The following is a 14,639-nucleotide window of genomic DNA, read 5'->3' as shown; positions in this document are numbered from 1 at the left end:
TTTTCACTCCACAAGTTGCATTGGTTCCCCGCAGCAGATCAGTTCTCCGCCGCCGGCTTCTTTCACGATCACAACATTTCCGCAGATCTCGCATTTGAAGACCTGCCCTTCCTTGGATACATTAACCATGGTAGCCTTCTCCACATACTGGGTATTCCTGGAGCTGAACGCCGGCTGATTTAAGCGTTCACTGGCTGCCCGTGGTGTTCAACACCAGTAGTCGCAATGACGGTACGGTGCCTGGAAAAAATAAGGAATTACTGGAAGCTCTTCCCGCGTTTTGGCGGGTTCTTGGCATCTTCCGGGGTCTTTACATCCGGCCGGATGTGGGTCATCGGGAAACACTGGTATTCGGCACAGGAGCAGGCAGGGCACTTCCTGAGGTCCTGCTCGCTCTTGTCGAGAGTAAGTTCCTTTCCGCAATCGAGACAGACGTATTTGCCCGGGCCCACTTTCTGCCCTGCACTGTAGGACTTCTGTTCGGTCAAATGATTCACCAGAACTCACATTCACGTCAAAGATATATATGGATTGTGTTCGTGCACACCTGAAATAACGGGTCCTCTTTCTGGTAATCCGGGTCGTATCGAACCCCCGCCGGGCTCCCGTTTTCTGCACAACTATTATCGCCTGCCTCCCTCAAGTTGTATTATGACAGGCAGGGTCCTCGGAATTCTCGGCAGCCCGCTGGCTGACGGGAATACGGCACATTTGTTCGAGCAGGCACTCAAAGGTGCAGAGGATGCCGGCTGTACAGTTGAGAAAATTCAGGTGACTAACCTCTGTTTTGAAGCGTGCCAGGAGATGATGTTCTGCAGGGACCACGAGACCTGCATCATGGACGATGATATGCAGCAGCTGTACCCGAAGGTCCGGGAAGCAGACGCGTTCATCATTGCCACTCCCGTGATGTGCATGGGGATTCCGGGGAAGCTCAAGTCATTCATGGACCGCTGCCAGATCTTTTTCATGGCGAAGTACCTGCGCAAGGACTCGCTTGTAGCACCGGAGAAGAGGGGATCAAGGAGCGCTCTGTTCATCTGCATCTCCGGCATGAATGTCCCGGAAGTGTTCGTAGGCCCGAAACTCACCGTACGGGCGTTCCTGGATATCATCGACTGTCGTTTCGGGGACGAGCTGCTGGTGAGCGATATGGACACCATCCGGGATATTGCAACGCAGCCCGGGCTCCTCAAAGCCGCATATACAAAAGGGTTCGCACTCGGGAAGATGCAGAATCCCTGAGGCCCGGTTATTACATGAAGAAATGTCAGATCAGCCCGCGTTCCCGCAGGCTCAGGTGCCCGGTCTTTGTCACGATCACGTGGTCTACCAGCTGGATGCCAATGAGGGACCCGGCCTCTTTAAGCTGGGCAGTGATTGCGATGTCCTGGCTGCTCGGCTCAAGGGAACCCGAAGGATGGTTGTGGACACAGATAACCGACGCCGCCCTGTCCGTGATTGCGTCGGCAAATACCTCCCGCGGATGGACGAGGCTGTGGTTTAAGAGGCCGACGGTAATGACCCGGTTCCCCAGCACTTCCCCCGCACCGTTGAGGGTGATGCAGATGAAGTGCTCCTGCCGCTTGTCCCGGAGATGGGCGACCAGCGGGAGGATATCTTCCGGTTTTGTGACACGGCTCGCTGGTGCTGTCTCAAAGTAGCGCCGTCCCATCTCGAAGCAGGCCATGATCTGGGATGCCTTGCCGGGACCGATCCCCCCGATTGCGCACAGGTCCTCGTACCGGATACCCTGCCGACGGTCCCTGAGGATCCCGCAGATCTCCTGCGAGATCATCCGCACATCCTTTGCCCGCGTCCCTCTGCCGATGATCGCCTCGATCAGCTCGTTATCTGAGAGAGCGGATACACCTCGTTTTGCAATCTTCTCCCGCGGCCGATCCTGCAGGGGCACGTCTTTCATCTTTCGCATGGTATCCTGTCATGGCCTCCCGGGGGCATTCCCTGTCTTTTTCCTGGCTGTTGCTGGATGGCTTCCGGATCAACGCCCGGGTGGTACGAACCAACTGGACGTGCATCTGCAGTAGTTTTATTCTCTTTTTTATCTATTTTAAATTATTCTATTTACCGTATGTGAAAGTTCCCGGGATCCGGTCTCTCCATAACATGCAATTGTTCCCTGGTGCCCCATGAAGAATCTTTAAATTAAAATCCCGCCATACCATTCCCTTATGGCAACAAGTGACAATGCAAAGGAGGCGTTTGCCGGGGAATCGCAGGCAAGCCGGAAATACCAGGCTTTCTCTGAGAAAGCTGCCGAGGAAGGATTCAAGAACGTGGCTACGCTCTTCAAAGCAGCGTCTGAAGCTGAGATGATCCATGCGAAAAAGCTGTTAAAAGTGCTCGCTATGATCGGCCCGACCGAGAAGAACCTGGACGTGAGCATTGCAGGAGAAACCCACGAATTTACCTCCATGTATCCCGGTTTCATCAAGGTAGCAGAGGATGAGAAGAAGACCGATGCGATCCTCGCATTCACCCATGCCATGAAGGCGGAGCAGGTGCATGCGGCACTCTACAAGAAGGCCCTCGATGCGATCAAGGCAGGCCATGACCTCGGGAGGGAGAAGATCTTCCTCTGTCCGGTCTGTGGCAATATCGAATTTGGCAAAGCACCCGACAAGTGCCCGATCTGCGGGGTATTTGGCAAGCAGTTCCGGGAAATTACCCTATAATCCTCTTTTACTCTTTCTGTATCCCGTCACCGGTCTCTGCTGCTTCTTTCCGGCGTTGTGACCTGCGCCTGTGCAGCCAGATGACCACGAACAGGACCGCGATAAGGGTCGCCCATGAGGCCGAATAGATCACGATGATGGGGTTGGCCAGGATGTTCTGAGGGGTGATTACCGGTGGAAGTACGGGGGTCTGGACCGACTGGAACCAGACCGCAACGCTGGCCGGGAACCGGTACCCGCCATCGAAATAGCGGACCGTAACGGTTGCGTTCCCTGACGGTATAACTCCTTCAATCGGGGTATTGTGGGTGTTGGGGAAGGCCACCGACCGATCGATCCTTCCTTTGGAATCTGCGATCTCGATATACCACGAATCGGGACTTGCTGTCGAATAGCGATCGTCTGCCCCCACAACCAGCCTGGAACCCGGCGGAACAGAGACCTGCCAGGTCCCGTTCTGGTTTTTGTCGGTAAAAACGAGGGTCCGCGCAATCGTTTCATCGTTTTTGAGCTGGACCGATCCGGAATTAACTGTGCATGCAGGTGAAATGGCAGTTGTATCCGGGACCTCCTGCGATAGGACCCCCGGCTCTGCCGAGCACCGGAACCGGTCGTCCATCACCTGGCTGTATCCCAACGCCACATCGTAGATCTTGACCTCGTCAAGTCCCCCTTTCAGGTAGTGCGGACAGGGTGTGTCCGGCGTTGAATCCGTACCGGCATCGGCTCCGAGAATGACATAATTATTGTATTCGTAATGAATCGTGCCCGATGCATTGACTTGGTTCCTCAGCACGCCATCAAGGTAGATCCTGGCGGTCGTCCCATCATACGTGCCGGTAACATAGTGCCACTGGCGGGGAGTGATCCCCTCGTGCAGGACCGCAACCGAGACATCCCCGGTCCCCTCGAGGTTCACTGTCCAGTACAGGTCGTTGCCATCGTCAAATCCCAGCTGGTACCCCCCATCCCTGTAGCTTGAGATCAATGTCTGGGGTTCGAGGTTATCTACGTAAAACCATGTTGATACCGTGATCTCCTTTGTCGGGTGGTTCAGGGTGCCCGGGGGAATGCTGACATACGCATTCTCGCCGCTGAATACTAATGCGCTCCCGCATCCCCCACTTTCGATACGTGTGGGACCATAGAGGGTTCCCGCATTCCCGTGGCCCGATTCATCGAGCGCAATATTTCCACTTCCTTCATTGAAGTCCAGGTAAACCCCAGGTTCTGCCTGTGTGCTTGTTGTGGTACTGGTGGGAACGGCATGAACACACCCGGCAAGGACCAGCAGAGCAAGGCATATGATGACGTACCGGTGCAACCTCGGTGTCGGGTGCGGGGGACTCATACGGGTATCTCTAGTGGTGTATAGGGAGTAGTCCAAAAAGAAGATTGCGTTTGACCGGATAAAAATGGTGCCGGTTGTCCCAGTCAACATGTTTATATTTTTCCGGAACGTTTACGGCTTAATGACCAAAGTCACCGTATACTCGACGAAAAACTGCCCGTACTGCCGGATGGCCAAGGCCTTCCTGGAGAAATATGGCGTCCCGTACGAAAGCATCGATGTCGGCACGGATGAGAATGCGGCACTGAAGATGATCGAACTGTCGGGCCAGCGCGGGGTCCCGGTCATCATGGTTGATAACGAAGTGATTGTCGGGTTCGATGCACCCCGACTCAATGAGCTCTTCGGGGAGACCGAGGCCACGGATATCTATGGGGTCCTGATCGTAGGTGCAGGCCCGGCAGGACTGACGGCGGCCGTCTACTGCGCACGGAAGATGCTTAATACCATGGTCATCAGCGAGAATATCGGCGGGCAGGCGCTGGAATCGTGGGCGATCGAGAACTACATGGGCTACCGGATGATCTCCGGCGAGGATCTGATGAAGAAGTTCGAGGAGCACGTCAGGACCCTCAACATTCGCCTGGAGCTGGACAAGGTCGTGTCCATCACCCGGGAGGAGGATGTATTCGTTGTTAAAACCCTCTCGGACAATACAATCCGGGCCAGGGTAGTGATCCTTACTCAGGGGAACCGGCCGAAAAAGCTGGGAGTGGCAAACGAGGAACATTACCTTGGCCGCGGCCTCTCGATCTGCTCCACCTGCGACGGTCCGCTTTACAAGGGCAAGATGGTAGCAGTGGTCGGCGGCGGCAACTCCGCACTCCAGACCGCTCTTGAGATGAGTGATATTGCAAAGTCGGTAAGCCTGATCGTCCGGAGCTCGATCCGGGCCGACCCGGTCTACGTTGAGAAGCTGAACACCAGGAAGAATATCACGGTGCACAAGAACACCATGATCACAGCCCTGCATGGAGAGAAGTTCCTTTCCGGTGTCACCATAAAGGATGAATTGGGTACTGAGCAGAAGATAAGTCTTGACGGGGTCTTCATCGAGATCGGCTGGCTCCCCAACAGCGAGATGCTCGAAGGCTTGGTCGATATGAACGATAAAAAGGAGGTAGTGGTGGATATCAACGGCTGCACCAGCGCCCCCGGCATCTTTGCGGCCGGTGATATCACGAGCGCGAAGAGCAAGCAGATAATCATCGCAGCCGGTGACGGGGCGAAGGCGGCACTTGAGGCGTTCGAGTATCTCGTGAAGCAGTAACGGGAAGCTGCGGATAGAAAAATTCTTTTTTTTTAATTTTTGTAAGCGTTCGTGAAAATTTTTCTGAATGTCCGGAATTATTTTCGGGGCAATTGAATTATAGAAGGATGAGCCAGGTTGCCGGGCTCTTTTGGTCACAGGAGCCGTTTTCCTGATCACTGACAAGCGGACCAACGGGATTCCCATCGTCGGGAATGTCCATTCCGGTTCACTCCTCCGTCGGAGAAACACCTCATTTTGGGGATAGGCAAATCCGGGCCCTGTAAGGGCTCCGTTTACCCCTTTTTGCGGATCATGAGGCAATAATTCCGGAGAACAGGGTAATAAGTGAGGCAATAGTGTGAATTTTACGCCGGAGGAGGGAGACAGTATCTGGCAGTATTTGGTGAGGCGATCGGGCAGGGAAACGGGTTTCAGGACGTGCCATGGGGGGTGATCGCGGAATCCTGGGTCATTATTGAATGAAACCGACTATGTTCATTTTATAAAATACAAATATGGTCTAGTAAGTGAATTGGAAAATATGAAAGTTAATTTTTCAGATTTGGTTTTTTTTGAAAATTTAAATTGCAAAGAGAAAAAAATTTTATGCAAAACCCTCGCGAAAATATTTGCAAAACGCTTTTTAAAATCTGAATCCCTTATATCTTAAAAATGGTGAGACTGTAGACAGGATTGAACGAGGCCTTCCCGAAAATTTCACAATACCTGGCCCGTCGTATATGCCTTATGGTTGGATTGCCGACGAAAAATTTAAAGTTTTTACAAGATCCGATTCTTCAAATTTTCAGAATGATCGATATGTTGCAGTCTGGTTAGATATCCTGGTGGGTGAGGAAGCTGCTTTTGATAAAGCAAAAATGGATATCATGAATTATGTCAGTAAGCGGCAGGATGACCTTGTATTTTCTTGTTTTGTTCATTCAGATTTTGATCAATCAAAACTAAGTTTTCAGTTTTATTATTTACAACCGGATTTTGGTTGGAAAAAAATAATGACTCAGATTTATTCAAGTAACTCAGATTTCAATCAATTGTCTCCTTTTGAACGTGGGCAGATTGGCGAAGCATTAGGAAATATTTTCACTGAACGTCTTCTCTACATGGATCGATCTTCATTCTTTCCAGAATTGAAAAACGAAAATCTGTTAATCGAAGAATGTATTCTCACAAGAAGATGTGAAAAAACCTTAAATTCAATGAACAGTTGGATTCCGGATGCTGTTTTCCAAGTATTTTCCAATCCGGATCCTGGTGAATTAAAGTATGAATTTAATCCAAAAAAGTTCGTTTATGTTGAAGTAAAGACCGGAAAAAGTGCAAAATTCGAAAGATGGCAGAAGGAAGAAATTATTCAGTATAGTAAATTTCCGGATTCAATTGTGTTGTTTTGCGAGGTCATTCCCGATTCAATAACTGAGGCCATCAAATTAAATGTGAAAAAATTAATTGATGAAGAATGGAAGACGATTAAAACTTTTAAGTATTCTGATTTCTCGGACCCTAATGCAGGACCTCCGAATCAAAACTAAAATTTATTCTCTATTCTCCTTTCTGAAATAAGACTAGAAAGTAAACTATTAGAAAATTTCTACCAAACTGTAATGCTCCTCTCACTTCTTCCCGCTCTTACGGTCCTTCTCCCGGTACCCTTCCAGCAGCACGGTCGCCACATGCTTCACCGGCTTGTCCGTGTGGCCGGCAATGTGGAACTCACAGAACGGGCAGGAGGTGATGACCACTTCAGCGCCGGTCTTTTTGATCTCCTCGCCCCGGCGCTTTCCGAGCGCTGCCGCCTCGTCCGGGTTGCCGGCCCGGACACCGCCGCCGCTGCCGCAGCAGATGGATGGCATCTCCACAAGGTCCACGACCTGCCGGATCAGCTCCCGGGGCTGGTCGCGGATGCCCTGGCCCCGCAGGAGGTGGCAGGGGTCGTGGTACGTGGCTTTGACCGGGAGCTTTGCCGGGGGCTCGATGCCGTACTGCGTGAGGAGCTCGTTGATGTCAATTACCTTGAATGGTGTTTTGTAATCGTTCTTGAGCGTGGAGCCGCAGCCGGCGCACATGGTGAGGACCGTGTCGATGCCCCGGGATTGGTAGGTTTCGATATTCCGCTTCCTGAGCGTGTCCACGTAATCGAGCTGCCCGGTACGTATCAGGGGCGAGCCGCAGCAGATCTGCTCTTTGGGGATGATGACGCGGATGCCATTCCTCCTGAGCACCTCCATTGCGTCAAGGGCCGACTGCTGCTGCCGGAGGTTGTACATGCAACCCACGAAGAACCCGACCGTGGCCTTCACGGGGCCGTACGGCTCGATGGTCCCGCCAGCTTTTTCGAGGAACGATTCCGCTGTGCGGGGAACGCTCCGTCCCGTTTCCTTAATAAGGGCCGCGACTTCGAGATGCCGGGGGAGGGTGAGCCCCTTCCGGTTCGCGTGGGCCCGGAGCTTCTCGATCGCCTTTGCCGGGATCTCGATCTCCTTGGGGCAGACCTTCCAGCAGGCCTGGCAGCTGGTGCACGTGAAAAGCCCGTCACAGACTGCGTCGGGAACCCGGTCGCCGCTGTCCCGGGGATCGAGGACAAGGCGCATCTCCTGCCGCATCGCGGTCGGGCCGAGGAACTTCGTCACGTCCACCGCTGGGCAGACCGAGACGCAGCAGAGGCACTCGATGCAGTCCTTGAGCGGTTTCATCGCATCAATATCCGCCTTCTTCGGGAGCACGGTCTCCTTCTTCGGCACGAGCGAGGCGATCTGTTCGAGGCGCGGCACGAGGTCGGTGACGAGGTCCTTCTTGACGTCAAGTTTCAGGGGCTCGATCGTGATCCCGTCCCTTGCCTCCTCCATGCAGGCCAGGACCGGCTCGCCGTTCACCCGGACCGCACAGGACCCGCACTGGCCCGAAGAGCAGGAGTAGCGGTACGAGAGGGTCGGATCAATCTCATCGTGGATCGCGTGGAGCACGTTGAGGACCCGGGCGCCTTCATTGACCTTCACGGTATACGTCTCCATATGCGGGGCCTTGTCCTCTTCCGGATCGAACCGGGAGACCCGGACCGTGAACTCCTTCATGGCTGCACCTCGCGGGGCTCGATCCCTTCGCGGGACTGCGAGATGAACGTGTGGCCGAAGGGCGAATGCTCAGCGTCATGCGCCTGCGTGATGTCGGTACGGACGTGCGCCCCCCGGGACTCGGGCCGGAGCAGGGCGCTGCGGCAGACGAGTGATGCTGTGCAGCACATGTTCTGGACAATGCAGCACTCGGCGAGGTTCCGGTCCGAGACTGCCTGGAGATGGACAGCCGCCAGCTGTGTCGCCGTGGCCAGTGTCTCTTCGAGATCCCCGGCGGTCCGGAAGATGCCGGCCCCCTGCCACATCGCAAGCTGGAGGTCCCTCTTCACGAGTGCCGGGTTCGTGTTCCCGGCACAGAAGCCGGCAAGCCGCCCCAGCTGGGCCCCGACCTGGTCTCTGTCAACGGTTTTCTTCCGCTTACCGGCCTTTCCTGCAGCCTCACCGGCCCGCTTCCCGAATACCTGGGTGTCGGCGAGAGCATTGCCGCCGAGCCTGTTTGCGCCGTGGACCCCTCCCGCCACCTCCCCGCAGGCAAAGAGCCCGGGGAGCGTGGTCTGCCCGTGGGGCGTGATACGGAGGCCTCCCATGACGTGGTGGGCAGTGGGGGCGACTTCCATGGGCGTGGTCCGGATATCCACACCGAACCGGAGGAACTGCTCGAGCATCACCGGGAGGCGTGTCTCGATCTGCTCCCGGGGGAGGTGGGTCACGTCAAGGTACACCCCGCCGTGCGGTGTGCCCCGGCCCTGCAGGATCTCGGTTGCGATCGCCCGGGCAACCACGTCCCGGGTGGAGAGTTCCATCCGTGCGGGATCGTAGTTCTTCATGAACCGCTCGCCCTTCACGTTCTTCAGGATCCCGCCCTCGCCCCGGACCGCTTCGGTCACGAGCCGGCCCCGGGCATCGTAAGGATAGACCGCACCGGTCGGGTGGAACTGGACCATCTCCATGTCGATCAGCTCCGCGCCGGCCCGGTAGCCCATCGCGAACCCGTCGCCGGTGCCGCTCGCGGAGTTGGTGGAGATATCGTAGATCTTCGCACCCCCTCCTGTGGCTAGGATCGTGCTGTCCGCTTTCAGGAGGACGAGGTCGCCTTTCTCGTCCAGCGCCATCGCCCCGATCACAGCCTTCCCGTCTTTGTCTTTCAGCAAGTCGATAACCGTGTATTCCTGGAGGGTCGTGACATCCGTGCTGTCGAGCCGCTCGACCAGGGTCACCATCATCTCGTGGCCGGTCCGGTCACCGGCATAGCAGGTGCGCGGGAACCGCTGGCCCCCGAACGGCCGCTGGGCCAGTTCGTCAGCCTCGGTAACGTCAAAGACAGCGCCCCACTTCACGAGGTCTCCCATGCGGAGCGGCGATTCCCTGACAAGGTGGTTGACCAGTTCCGGATTGTTGAGGTACGCCCCGCCTTTCAGGGTGTCCTCGAAGTGGATCCCGCAGGCATCCCCTTCCTGCAGGACCGCGTTGTATCCCCCTTCCGCCATCGGGGTGCATCCGCCTTTTCCCACGATGGTCTTGGAGATGAGGACGGTCGCGCCATGCTTCGAAGCCTCGATCGCTGCGCGGACCCCTGCCCCGCCGCTCCCGATCACGAGCACGTGGCAGTCACAAACCTCATCTGCAAGCATCTTATTATTTTGTGGATCGTATAGTTACATAAATAAATGGCCCGTCCGGAAGCGAAGACGGCCAGAAGTGAGCGAAAGAATGAGATTCCTGATGAAATTCGGTGGGACATCCGTTGCCGATGCCCAGTGTATCCAGCGTGTTGTCGATATCCTTGAGAAACACCACAAAGCAGGAGATGAACTCGCCGTTGTCGTATCGGCCCAGCGCGGTGTTACCGACCAGCTCATCCAGATCGCCACAACCCTCCCGACCGCAAAGGATGACACTGCCATAGCCCCCCTGATCCAGGCACTCAGCAAACGTCATATCACCACACTCGAAGGGGCGGCGCCCGATTTCGTGGGAGAGGTCGGTGCGGAGATGGAAGAGCAGCTCATAAGGCTCCAGAATATTCTCTTTGCGATCTACAACCTGCGGGAACTCACTCCCCGCTCAAAGGACTATGTCATCTCGTTCGGAGAGCGCCTTCTCGCCCCCATCCTCTCCGCGGCCATCAGGCAGCGGGGCATTGCTTCGACTGTGATGGATGGTTGCGAAGCCGGCATCCTCACCACCTCCCAGCACGGGGAATCCACGTCACTTCCTGAGAGCGACGAACGAATCATGCGCCGGATCGGTCCCCTGCTCGGGAAAGAGATCCCGGTGATCATGGGGTTCATGGGCTGCACCCGGGAGGGTGTCCTCACCACGCTCGGGCGGAGCGGCTCGGACTACTCGGCTTCCATCCTCGGAGCCGGTATCGATGCAGATGAGATCTGGATCTGGACCGATGTCGATGGCATCATGACGTGCGATCCCCGCGTGATCAACGATGCCCGGGTGATGCCTTCACTCTCGTATCTCGAAGTGATGGAACTCTCGTATTTCGGTGCAAAGGTAATGCATCCCCGTTCAATCGAGCCCGCGATGCGTAAGAACATCCTCGTTCGGGTCAAGAACACCTTCAACCCCTCCCATCCCGGAACGGTCATCGTACGCAACGGCAAGCGGGACAACCGCGTGGTAAAAGCCCTGACCTACATCGACAAGGTTGCGGCCATCAATATCAACGGCGCCCAGATGATCGGGCGACCCGGCGTGGCAAAGGCGATCTTCACGATCCTTGCCGACCATGAAGTGAACGTGATGATGATCTCGCAGGGATCGAGTGAGGCGAACATCTCGCTGATCGTAGACGAATCGCACTTATCAGCCGCGGTAAAAGCACTGTCCGAGCTCATGAAGCAGGGTGTGGTGCGGGAAGTCTCCCACAACCACGATGTCTGTGCTGTCGCGGTAGTCGGGGCCGGCATGGCGGGTGCCCCGGGCACCGGGGGGAGAATCTTCACAGCGCTCGGCCATGCTGAAGTGAACGTGATGATGATCTCGCAGGGGTCGAGCGAGGCGAACATCTCGTTTGTCGTAAGCCAGAACGACGGGCCCCGGGCGGTCCGTGTGCTCCATGACGAGTTCCGTCTCTCGGAGGAAAGCGATGAGTAAGAATACCTATGCAGAAGCCGGCGTGGATATCGATCTCGAAGCAACGGCTATAAAAGCGCTGATCAGCAACCTTGGCTACAAGCGCAAGGGAACCACAAAGATGATGGGATCCGTCGGGCATTTCGCCGGCCTGATCGACTTCGGCGACATGGCCCTTGCCCTGACCACGGATGGAGTCGGGACGAAGATGCTCGTTGCCGATCAGCAGGGAGACTGGAGCACGGTGGGTATCGACTGCATAGCGATGAACGTCAACGACCTCTACGTGATGAACGTGGAACCGATTGCGTTCGTCGATTACATAGCAACCGACAAACTCTCGATTGAGAAGATGGCCCAGATCGGTATCGGCCTCAACGAGGGAGCAAAGCAGGCGAACATCGATATTGTGGGTGGCGAAACCGCGTCCCTCAAAGGCCTCGTGAACGGCCTCGACCTTGCCGGCACCTGCCTCGGGATGCAGAAGAAGGATAAGATCATCGCCGGTGACAAGATCAAGCCGGGCGATGTGATCATCGGCGTCTCATCGACCGGTGTCCACAGCAACGGTCTCTCCCTTGCCCGCCGCGTGGTGGAGAAGTATGCCGGCTACAACAAGAAGTTCAAAGGGAAGAAAACCTTCGGCGAGGAACTCCTCACCCCGACCCGGATCTATTCCGAGAGCCTGAAAGTCGCGGCATCCTGCACGGTGCATGGCATGTGCCACGTCACCGGCGGCGGCCTCCTCAACTTCACCCGGCTCAGCAAGTACGGGTTCCGGTTCGACACCCCCATCACTCCGCCGGAGATCTTCACGTGGATCCAGAAAGCCGGCGATATCTCTGCGGTCGAGATGTACCGCACGTTCAACATGGGTATGGGCTATGCGTATGTCGTGCCGAAGGGCAGCGTTGACTGCGTCTTTAAGATGGTAAAGGGAGCGCACATTGTCGGCAGGGTCGTGAAGGAGCCTGGGGCATGGCTTGGGAAGACGGAGATTACGTAATTTTTTTGGGAAATTCAGACTTATTGGGAATTTCAAAGGGTAACGAGAATCTTTCGCCCCCCTCTTGTGCCACCAGTCCCCCATTGGGGGACGGGGCACAATTATGATAGCCTAGAACAGGAATTATCCATTCTCATTTTTCTATAGATCTTCTTCGGTAATACGGCACTATCGCAATCGGGGGAGAAGCAGCGGCGGGGGCGGAGCCCCCGGGAGCGTAAAAAATATGCTCCATCAATACATTTCCTGAAAAAGATTCCGAAAAAAGCTCAAAACTTACCCCTGCTGAGGATAATCCTCTTCCGGTACGTACGCCTCTTTCTCAGCCTTCTCAGAAATAATTCCGCTATTCCCGCACGGATCTTCGAGGATAAGCGTGAGCGGGAACGTCCCGGCCTTCACCCGGACAATATCTGCGAGGAGTGCCGCTGCATTCTCCTTCTCCACGTCCGTTCCCCATGTGAGTGCTCCCTTCACGACCGTCTCGATCCGGTCAAGCACACCTTCCACGTTCGACACGAATCCCTGGCACGATGGACCGGGATCGATCCTTACGCCTAGCTCCGGGATCTCGATGGCAGCGCTCATGCTCCGCACAACACGGACCGAGAGATCGTCGACCGTCCCGACTGCCATGCTGTACCGTGCGGGATCGGCCTGTTTGAGGAGCTGGGTATCAACGAATTTGTACCCGCAGGAGGGGCAGACCGCCGAAATAATGAGGATATCAGAAAAATAGGGAATATTTTCCGTCTTATACAGGTATTCGATTTCAGTATTACAACAGGGACACGGACCCGGGACGACTGTCTTGATTTCTGCCTGCACTTATGCTCCACCGATCTTGTCGCGCGAGATCTTCACCGACATAGGGGTCAGCACTACGTAGCGCTGGTCGCCGAGACCGATGATATCGCCGTTGACATCCTTTGCCACTTCTTTTAAGTCCTTGAGCACACGCTCGTAGGAGATCTTGTCCATTTTCAGGCGGGAGATATCCACGATCACGATGTTGCCGGAGTATACCTCGTCCTTGACGCGGGGAGTGTCCTTGAGGTCGGTGATGGTAGCAATCTTTACGAGCAGTGCCGGGGATGATCCCCCATGTTCCTCGTACGATGCGAGGTCAAGTTCCATGTAATCGTCGTCCGAGTTCGCGGAACTCTTGCCAAGAAGGGTGTCTATGATCTTAACCATAAAAAAACTGTATGATGAAACTTATTTAATAGTATCTATTTTGAAGCCGTCTTGGGTGCTTTTATGCAAAAAAAATGGGCAAAACTGCCCGTTTCCCGCACGTGAAAAGAGGAAGGTAACGATCAGATTTCCATGGTCCAGATCTCGTCACCGACGTGATGGAACTTTTTTACCATTTTTCCTGCCGTACTGGCACGCAGATCGGGCGCATCCATGAGAGCAATACCGATCGCAAGCGGCTTACCGTGCCGCTCATCCACGATCTGCACGGGGCTGCCCGCCTTCACGTCATCCGTGCACGAGACAATACCGGGCCGCATGATGTCCGCTCCGTTCACTACGTAGGGGATTGCCCCGGCATCGACTACCACCCGGCGCTCAGGAAATGGTAACTGGACCGCGCCCTTAAGCGTCGGAAAGACCCAGTCGTCTGTGGCCATCAGGAGCGGTTTCTTGCCGACCATGAAGAGTGAGACATTTGCGTTCGTTTCCAGTACCTCGATCATCTCCGCATGGAAGAGGTTTGCCGACGGTCCGATCTGGGCTTCAAGCCGCGTCAGCAATTCCTGTGCCTGGCTCTTGCGGATCGAATGGCGTTTCTTTACGACAATCTTTTTCATCGTTCTGCTTCAATATTCAGAGCGCAGGCCTGAAAAAAATATGCATCCCAAATGCATTTCAGGGCCCGTCCATGCGCACCGGGTATCCGCAGCAATTCGCATTATCCCCGTTCTTCCCCGGCAGCAGGAAACCTTATTGCCCTCAAGGGATCTACGGTATGTTTAAGTAAACCGCTCGCACATATATGTTACTCCAGAGCGATGGTAACAGGGTATTATTATGACCAAAAGGCCGTTGGATATTTTGGATCTGGTGCTGAACCGTCAGCCCGTTATTGTATCTCTCAAAGGCGGGAGAGAAATACGGGGCGTTCTCCAGGGATATGACGTACATATGA

The 14,639-nt window shown here is 55.2% G+C and carries 16 protein-coding genes; 7 read left to right on the top strand and 9 right to left on the bottom strand.

The window, feature by feature from the left end:
• Nucleotides 1–3 precede the first annotated feature (3 nt).
• Nucleotides 4–129 (bottom strand): desulfoferrodoxin FeS4 iron-binding domain-containing protein, encoded by a 126-nt coding sequence (locus ABSE13_RS07435; RefSeq protein WP_424027878.1) that lies wholly within the window; start codon nucleotides 127–129, stop codon nucleotides 4–6.
• A gap of 128 nt (nucleotides 130–257) precedes the next feature.
• Nucleotides 258–497, bottom strand: a complete 240-nt coding sequence (locus tag ABSE13_RS07430; protein WP_424027877.1) for a zinc ribbon-containing protein — start codon at nucleotides 495–497, stop codon at nucleotides 258–260.
• A 154-nt stretch (nucleotides 498–651) separates the two neighbouring features.
• Between ABSE13_RS07430 and ABSE13_RS07425 the strand changes: the two genes are divergently transcribed.
• Complete coding sequence (locus ABSE13_RS07425) at nucleotides 652–1,245, top strand: flavodoxin family protein (protein ID WP_424027876.1); 594 nt, start codon at nucleotides 652–654, stop codon at nucleotides 1,243–1,245.
• Between the two features lie 25 nt (nucleotides 1,246–1,270).
• Here ABSE13_RS07425 and radC read toward each other — a convergent pair whose 3' ends face one another.
• Nucleotides 1,271–1,933 (bottom strand): RadC family protein, encoded by a 663-nt coding sequence (gene radC / locus ABSE13_RS07420; protein WP_424027875.1) that lies wholly within the window; start codon nucleotides 1,931–1,933, stop codon nucleotides 1,271–1,273.
• A gap of 259 nt (nucleotides 1,934–2,192) precedes the next feature.
• On the opposite strand from radC, the gene ABSE13_RS07415 reads away from it, so the two are divergent.
• Nucleotides 2,193–2,696 carry a rubrerythrin family protein gene (locus tag ABSE13_RS07415; RefSeq protein ID WP_424027874.1) on the top strand — a complete coding sequence of 168 codons (504 nt, stop codon included), beginning with the start codon at nucleotides 2,193–2,195 and terminating at the stop codon, nucleotides 2,694–2,696.
• Nucleotides 2,697–2,703: 7 nt separating this feature from the next.
• Here the strand turns inward: ABSE13_RS07415 and ABSE13_RS07410 are convergent, their stop codons facing one another.
• A complete protein-coding gene (locus tag ABSE13_RS07410; RefSeq protein ID WP_424027873.1) occupies nucleotides 2,704–4,047 on the bottom strand; it encodes a LamG domain-containing protein in 1,344 nt (447 codons plus the stop codon).
• 121 nt (nucleotides 4,048–4,168) lie between these two features.
• Here ABSE13_RS07410 and ABSE13_RS07405 point away from each other — a divergent pair, with 121 nt between their 5' ends.
• Nucleotides 4,169–5,317 carry an FAD-dependent oxidoreductase gene (locus ABSE13_RS07405; protein WP_424027872.1) on the top strand — a complete coding sequence of 383 codons (1,149 nt, stop codon included), beginning with the start codon at nucleotides 4,169–4,171 and terminating at the stop codon, nucleotides 5,315–5,317.
• Between the two features lie 722 nt (nucleotides 5,318–6,039).
• Entirely contained in the window at nucleotides 6,040–6,849 is an 810-nt protein-coding gene (locus ABSE13_RS07400) for a hypothetical protein (RefSeq protein WP_424027871.1), read from the top strand.
• 81 nt (nucleotides 6,850–6,930) lie between these two features.
• Here ABSE13_RS07400 and tfrB read toward each other — a convergent pair whose 3' ends face one another.
• A complete protein-coding gene (gene tfrB, locus ABSE13_RS07395; protein ID WP_424027870.1) occupies nucleotides 6,931–8,388 on the bottom strand; it encodes a fumarate reductase (CoM/CoB) subunit TfrB in 1,458 nt (485 codons plus the stop codon).
• On the bottom strand, nucleotides 8,385–10,019 hold the full coding sequence (gene tfrA / locus ABSE13_RS07390) for a fumarate reductase (CoM/CoB) subunit TfrA (RefSeq protein WP_424027869.1): 1,635 nt from the start codon (nucleotides 10,017–10,019) through the stop codon (nucleotides 8,385–8,387). The genes tfrB and tfrA overlap by 4 nt, the downstream gene beginning before the upstream one ends.
• A gap of 91 nt (nucleotides 10,020–10,110) precedes the next feature.
• Between tfrA and ABSE13_RS07385 the strand changes: the two genes are divergently transcribed.
• A complete protein-coding gene (locus tag ABSE13_RS07385; protein ID WP_424027868.1) occupies nucleotides 10,111–11,499 on the top strand; it encodes an aspartate kinase in 1,389 nt (462 codons plus the stop codon).
• Nucleotides 11,492–12,484 (top strand): phosphoribosylformylglycinamidine cyclo-ligase, encoded by a 993-nt coding sequence (gene purM, locus ABSE13_RS07380; protein ID WP_424027867.1) that lies wholly within the window; start codon nucleotides 11,492–11,494, stop codon nucleotides 12,482–12,484. The genes ABSE13_RS07385 and purM overlap by 8 nt, the downstream gene beginning before the upstream one ends.
• A gap of 276 nt (nucleotides 12,485–12,760) precedes the next feature.
• Here the strand turns inward: purM and ABSE13_RS07375 are convergent, their stop codons facing one another.
• From ABSE13_RS07375 to ABSE13_RS07365, 3 genes are all read right to left on the bottom strand, one after another.
• Nucleotides 12,761–13,312, bottom strand: a complete 552-nt coding sequence (locus ABSE13_RS07375; RefSeq protein ID WP_424027866.1) for a ZPR1 zinc finger domain-containing protein — start codon at nucleotides 13,310–13,312, stop codon at nucleotides 12,761–12,763.
• A complete protein-coding gene (locus ABSE13_RS07370; RefSeq protein ID WP_424024062.1) occupies nucleotides 13,313–13,681 on the bottom strand; it encodes a cell division protein SepF in 369 nt (122 codons plus the stop codon). It lies immediately after the preceding gene.
• 122 nt (nucleotides 13,682–13,803) lie between these two features.
• The gene (locus ABSE13_RS07365; protein ID WP_424027865.1) at nucleotides 13,804–14,301 is read right to left on the bottom strand and encodes an RNA-binding protein; all 498 of its coding nucleotides are present in this window, start codon (nucleotides 14,299–14,301) and stop codon (nucleotides 13,804–13,806) included.
• Nucleotides 14,302–14,521: 220 nt separating this feature from the next.
• On the opposite strand from ABSE13_RS07365, the gene ABSE13_RS07360 reads away from it, so the two are divergent.
• Nucleotides 14,522–14,639, top strand: a 118-nt coding sequence (locus ABSE13_RS07360; RefSeq protein ID WP_424027946.1) for an LSM domain-containing protein, incomplete at its 3' end; no start/stop codon positions are given.

It is taken from the genome of Methanoregula sp. (assembly GCF_049518935.1).
Lineage (GTDB): Archaea > Halobacteriota > Methanomicrobia > Methanomicrobiales > Methanospirillaceae > Methanoregula.
The sequence above is the reverse complement of the archived record's forward strand: the minus strand, read 5'-3'. Positions and strand labels throughout refer to the sequence as shown.

Bases quoted from the DNA above. Each gene is read 5' to 3' on its own strand.
- ABSE13_RS07385 (WP_424027868.1), top strand. From the start codon at position 10,111: ATGAAATTCGGTGGGACATCCGTTGCCGATGCCCAGTGTATCCAGCGT.
- ABSE13_RS07415 (WP_424027874.1), top strand. From the start codon at position 2,193: ATGGCAACAAGTGACAATGCAAAGGAGGCGTTTGCCGGGGAATCGCAG.
- ABSE13_RS07410 (WP_424027873.1), bottom strand. From the start codon at position 4,047: ATGAGTCCCCCGCACCCGACACCGAGGTTGCACCGGTACGTCATCATA.
- tfrA (WP_424027869.1), bottom strand. From the start codon at position 10,019: ATGCTTGCAGATGAGGTTTGTGACTGCCACGTGCTCGTGATCGGGAGC.
- ABSE13_RS07435 (WP_424027878.1), bottom strand. From the start codon at position 129: ATGGTTAATGTATCCAAGGAAGGGCAGGTCTTCAAATGCGAGATCTGC.
- ABSE13_RS07370 (WP_424024062.1), bottom strand. From the start codon at position 13,681: ATGGTTAAGATCATAGACACCCTTCTTGGCAAGAGTTCCGCGAACTCG.
- purM (WP_424027867.1), top strand. From the start codon at position 11,492: ATGAGTAAGAATACCTATGCAGAAGCCGGCGTGGATATCGATCTCGAA.
- ABSE13_RS07425 (WP_424027876.1), top strand. From the start codon at position 652: ATGACAGGCAGGGTCCTCGGAATTCTCGGCAGCCCGCTGGCTGACGGG.
- radC (WP_424027875.1), bottom strand. From the start codon at position 1,933: ATGCGAAAGATGAAAGACGTGCCCCTGCAGGATCGGCCGCGGGAGAAG.
- ABSE13_RS07365 (WP_424027865.1), bottom strand. From the start codon at position 14,301: ATGAAAAAGATTGTCGTAAAGAAACGCCATTCGATCCGCAAGAGCCAG.
- ABSE13_RS07405 (WP_424027872.1), top strand. From the start codon at position 4,169: ATGACCAAAGTCACCGTATACTCGACGAAAAACTGCCCGTACTGCCGG.
- ABSE13_RS07400 (WP_424027871.1), top strand. From the start codon at position 6,040: ATGCCTTATGGTTGGATTGCCGACGAAAAATTTAAAGTTTTTACAAGA.
- tfrB (WP_424027870.1), bottom strand. From the start codon at position 8,388: ATGAAGGAGTTCACGGTCCGGGTCTCCCGGTTCGATCCGGAAGAGGAC.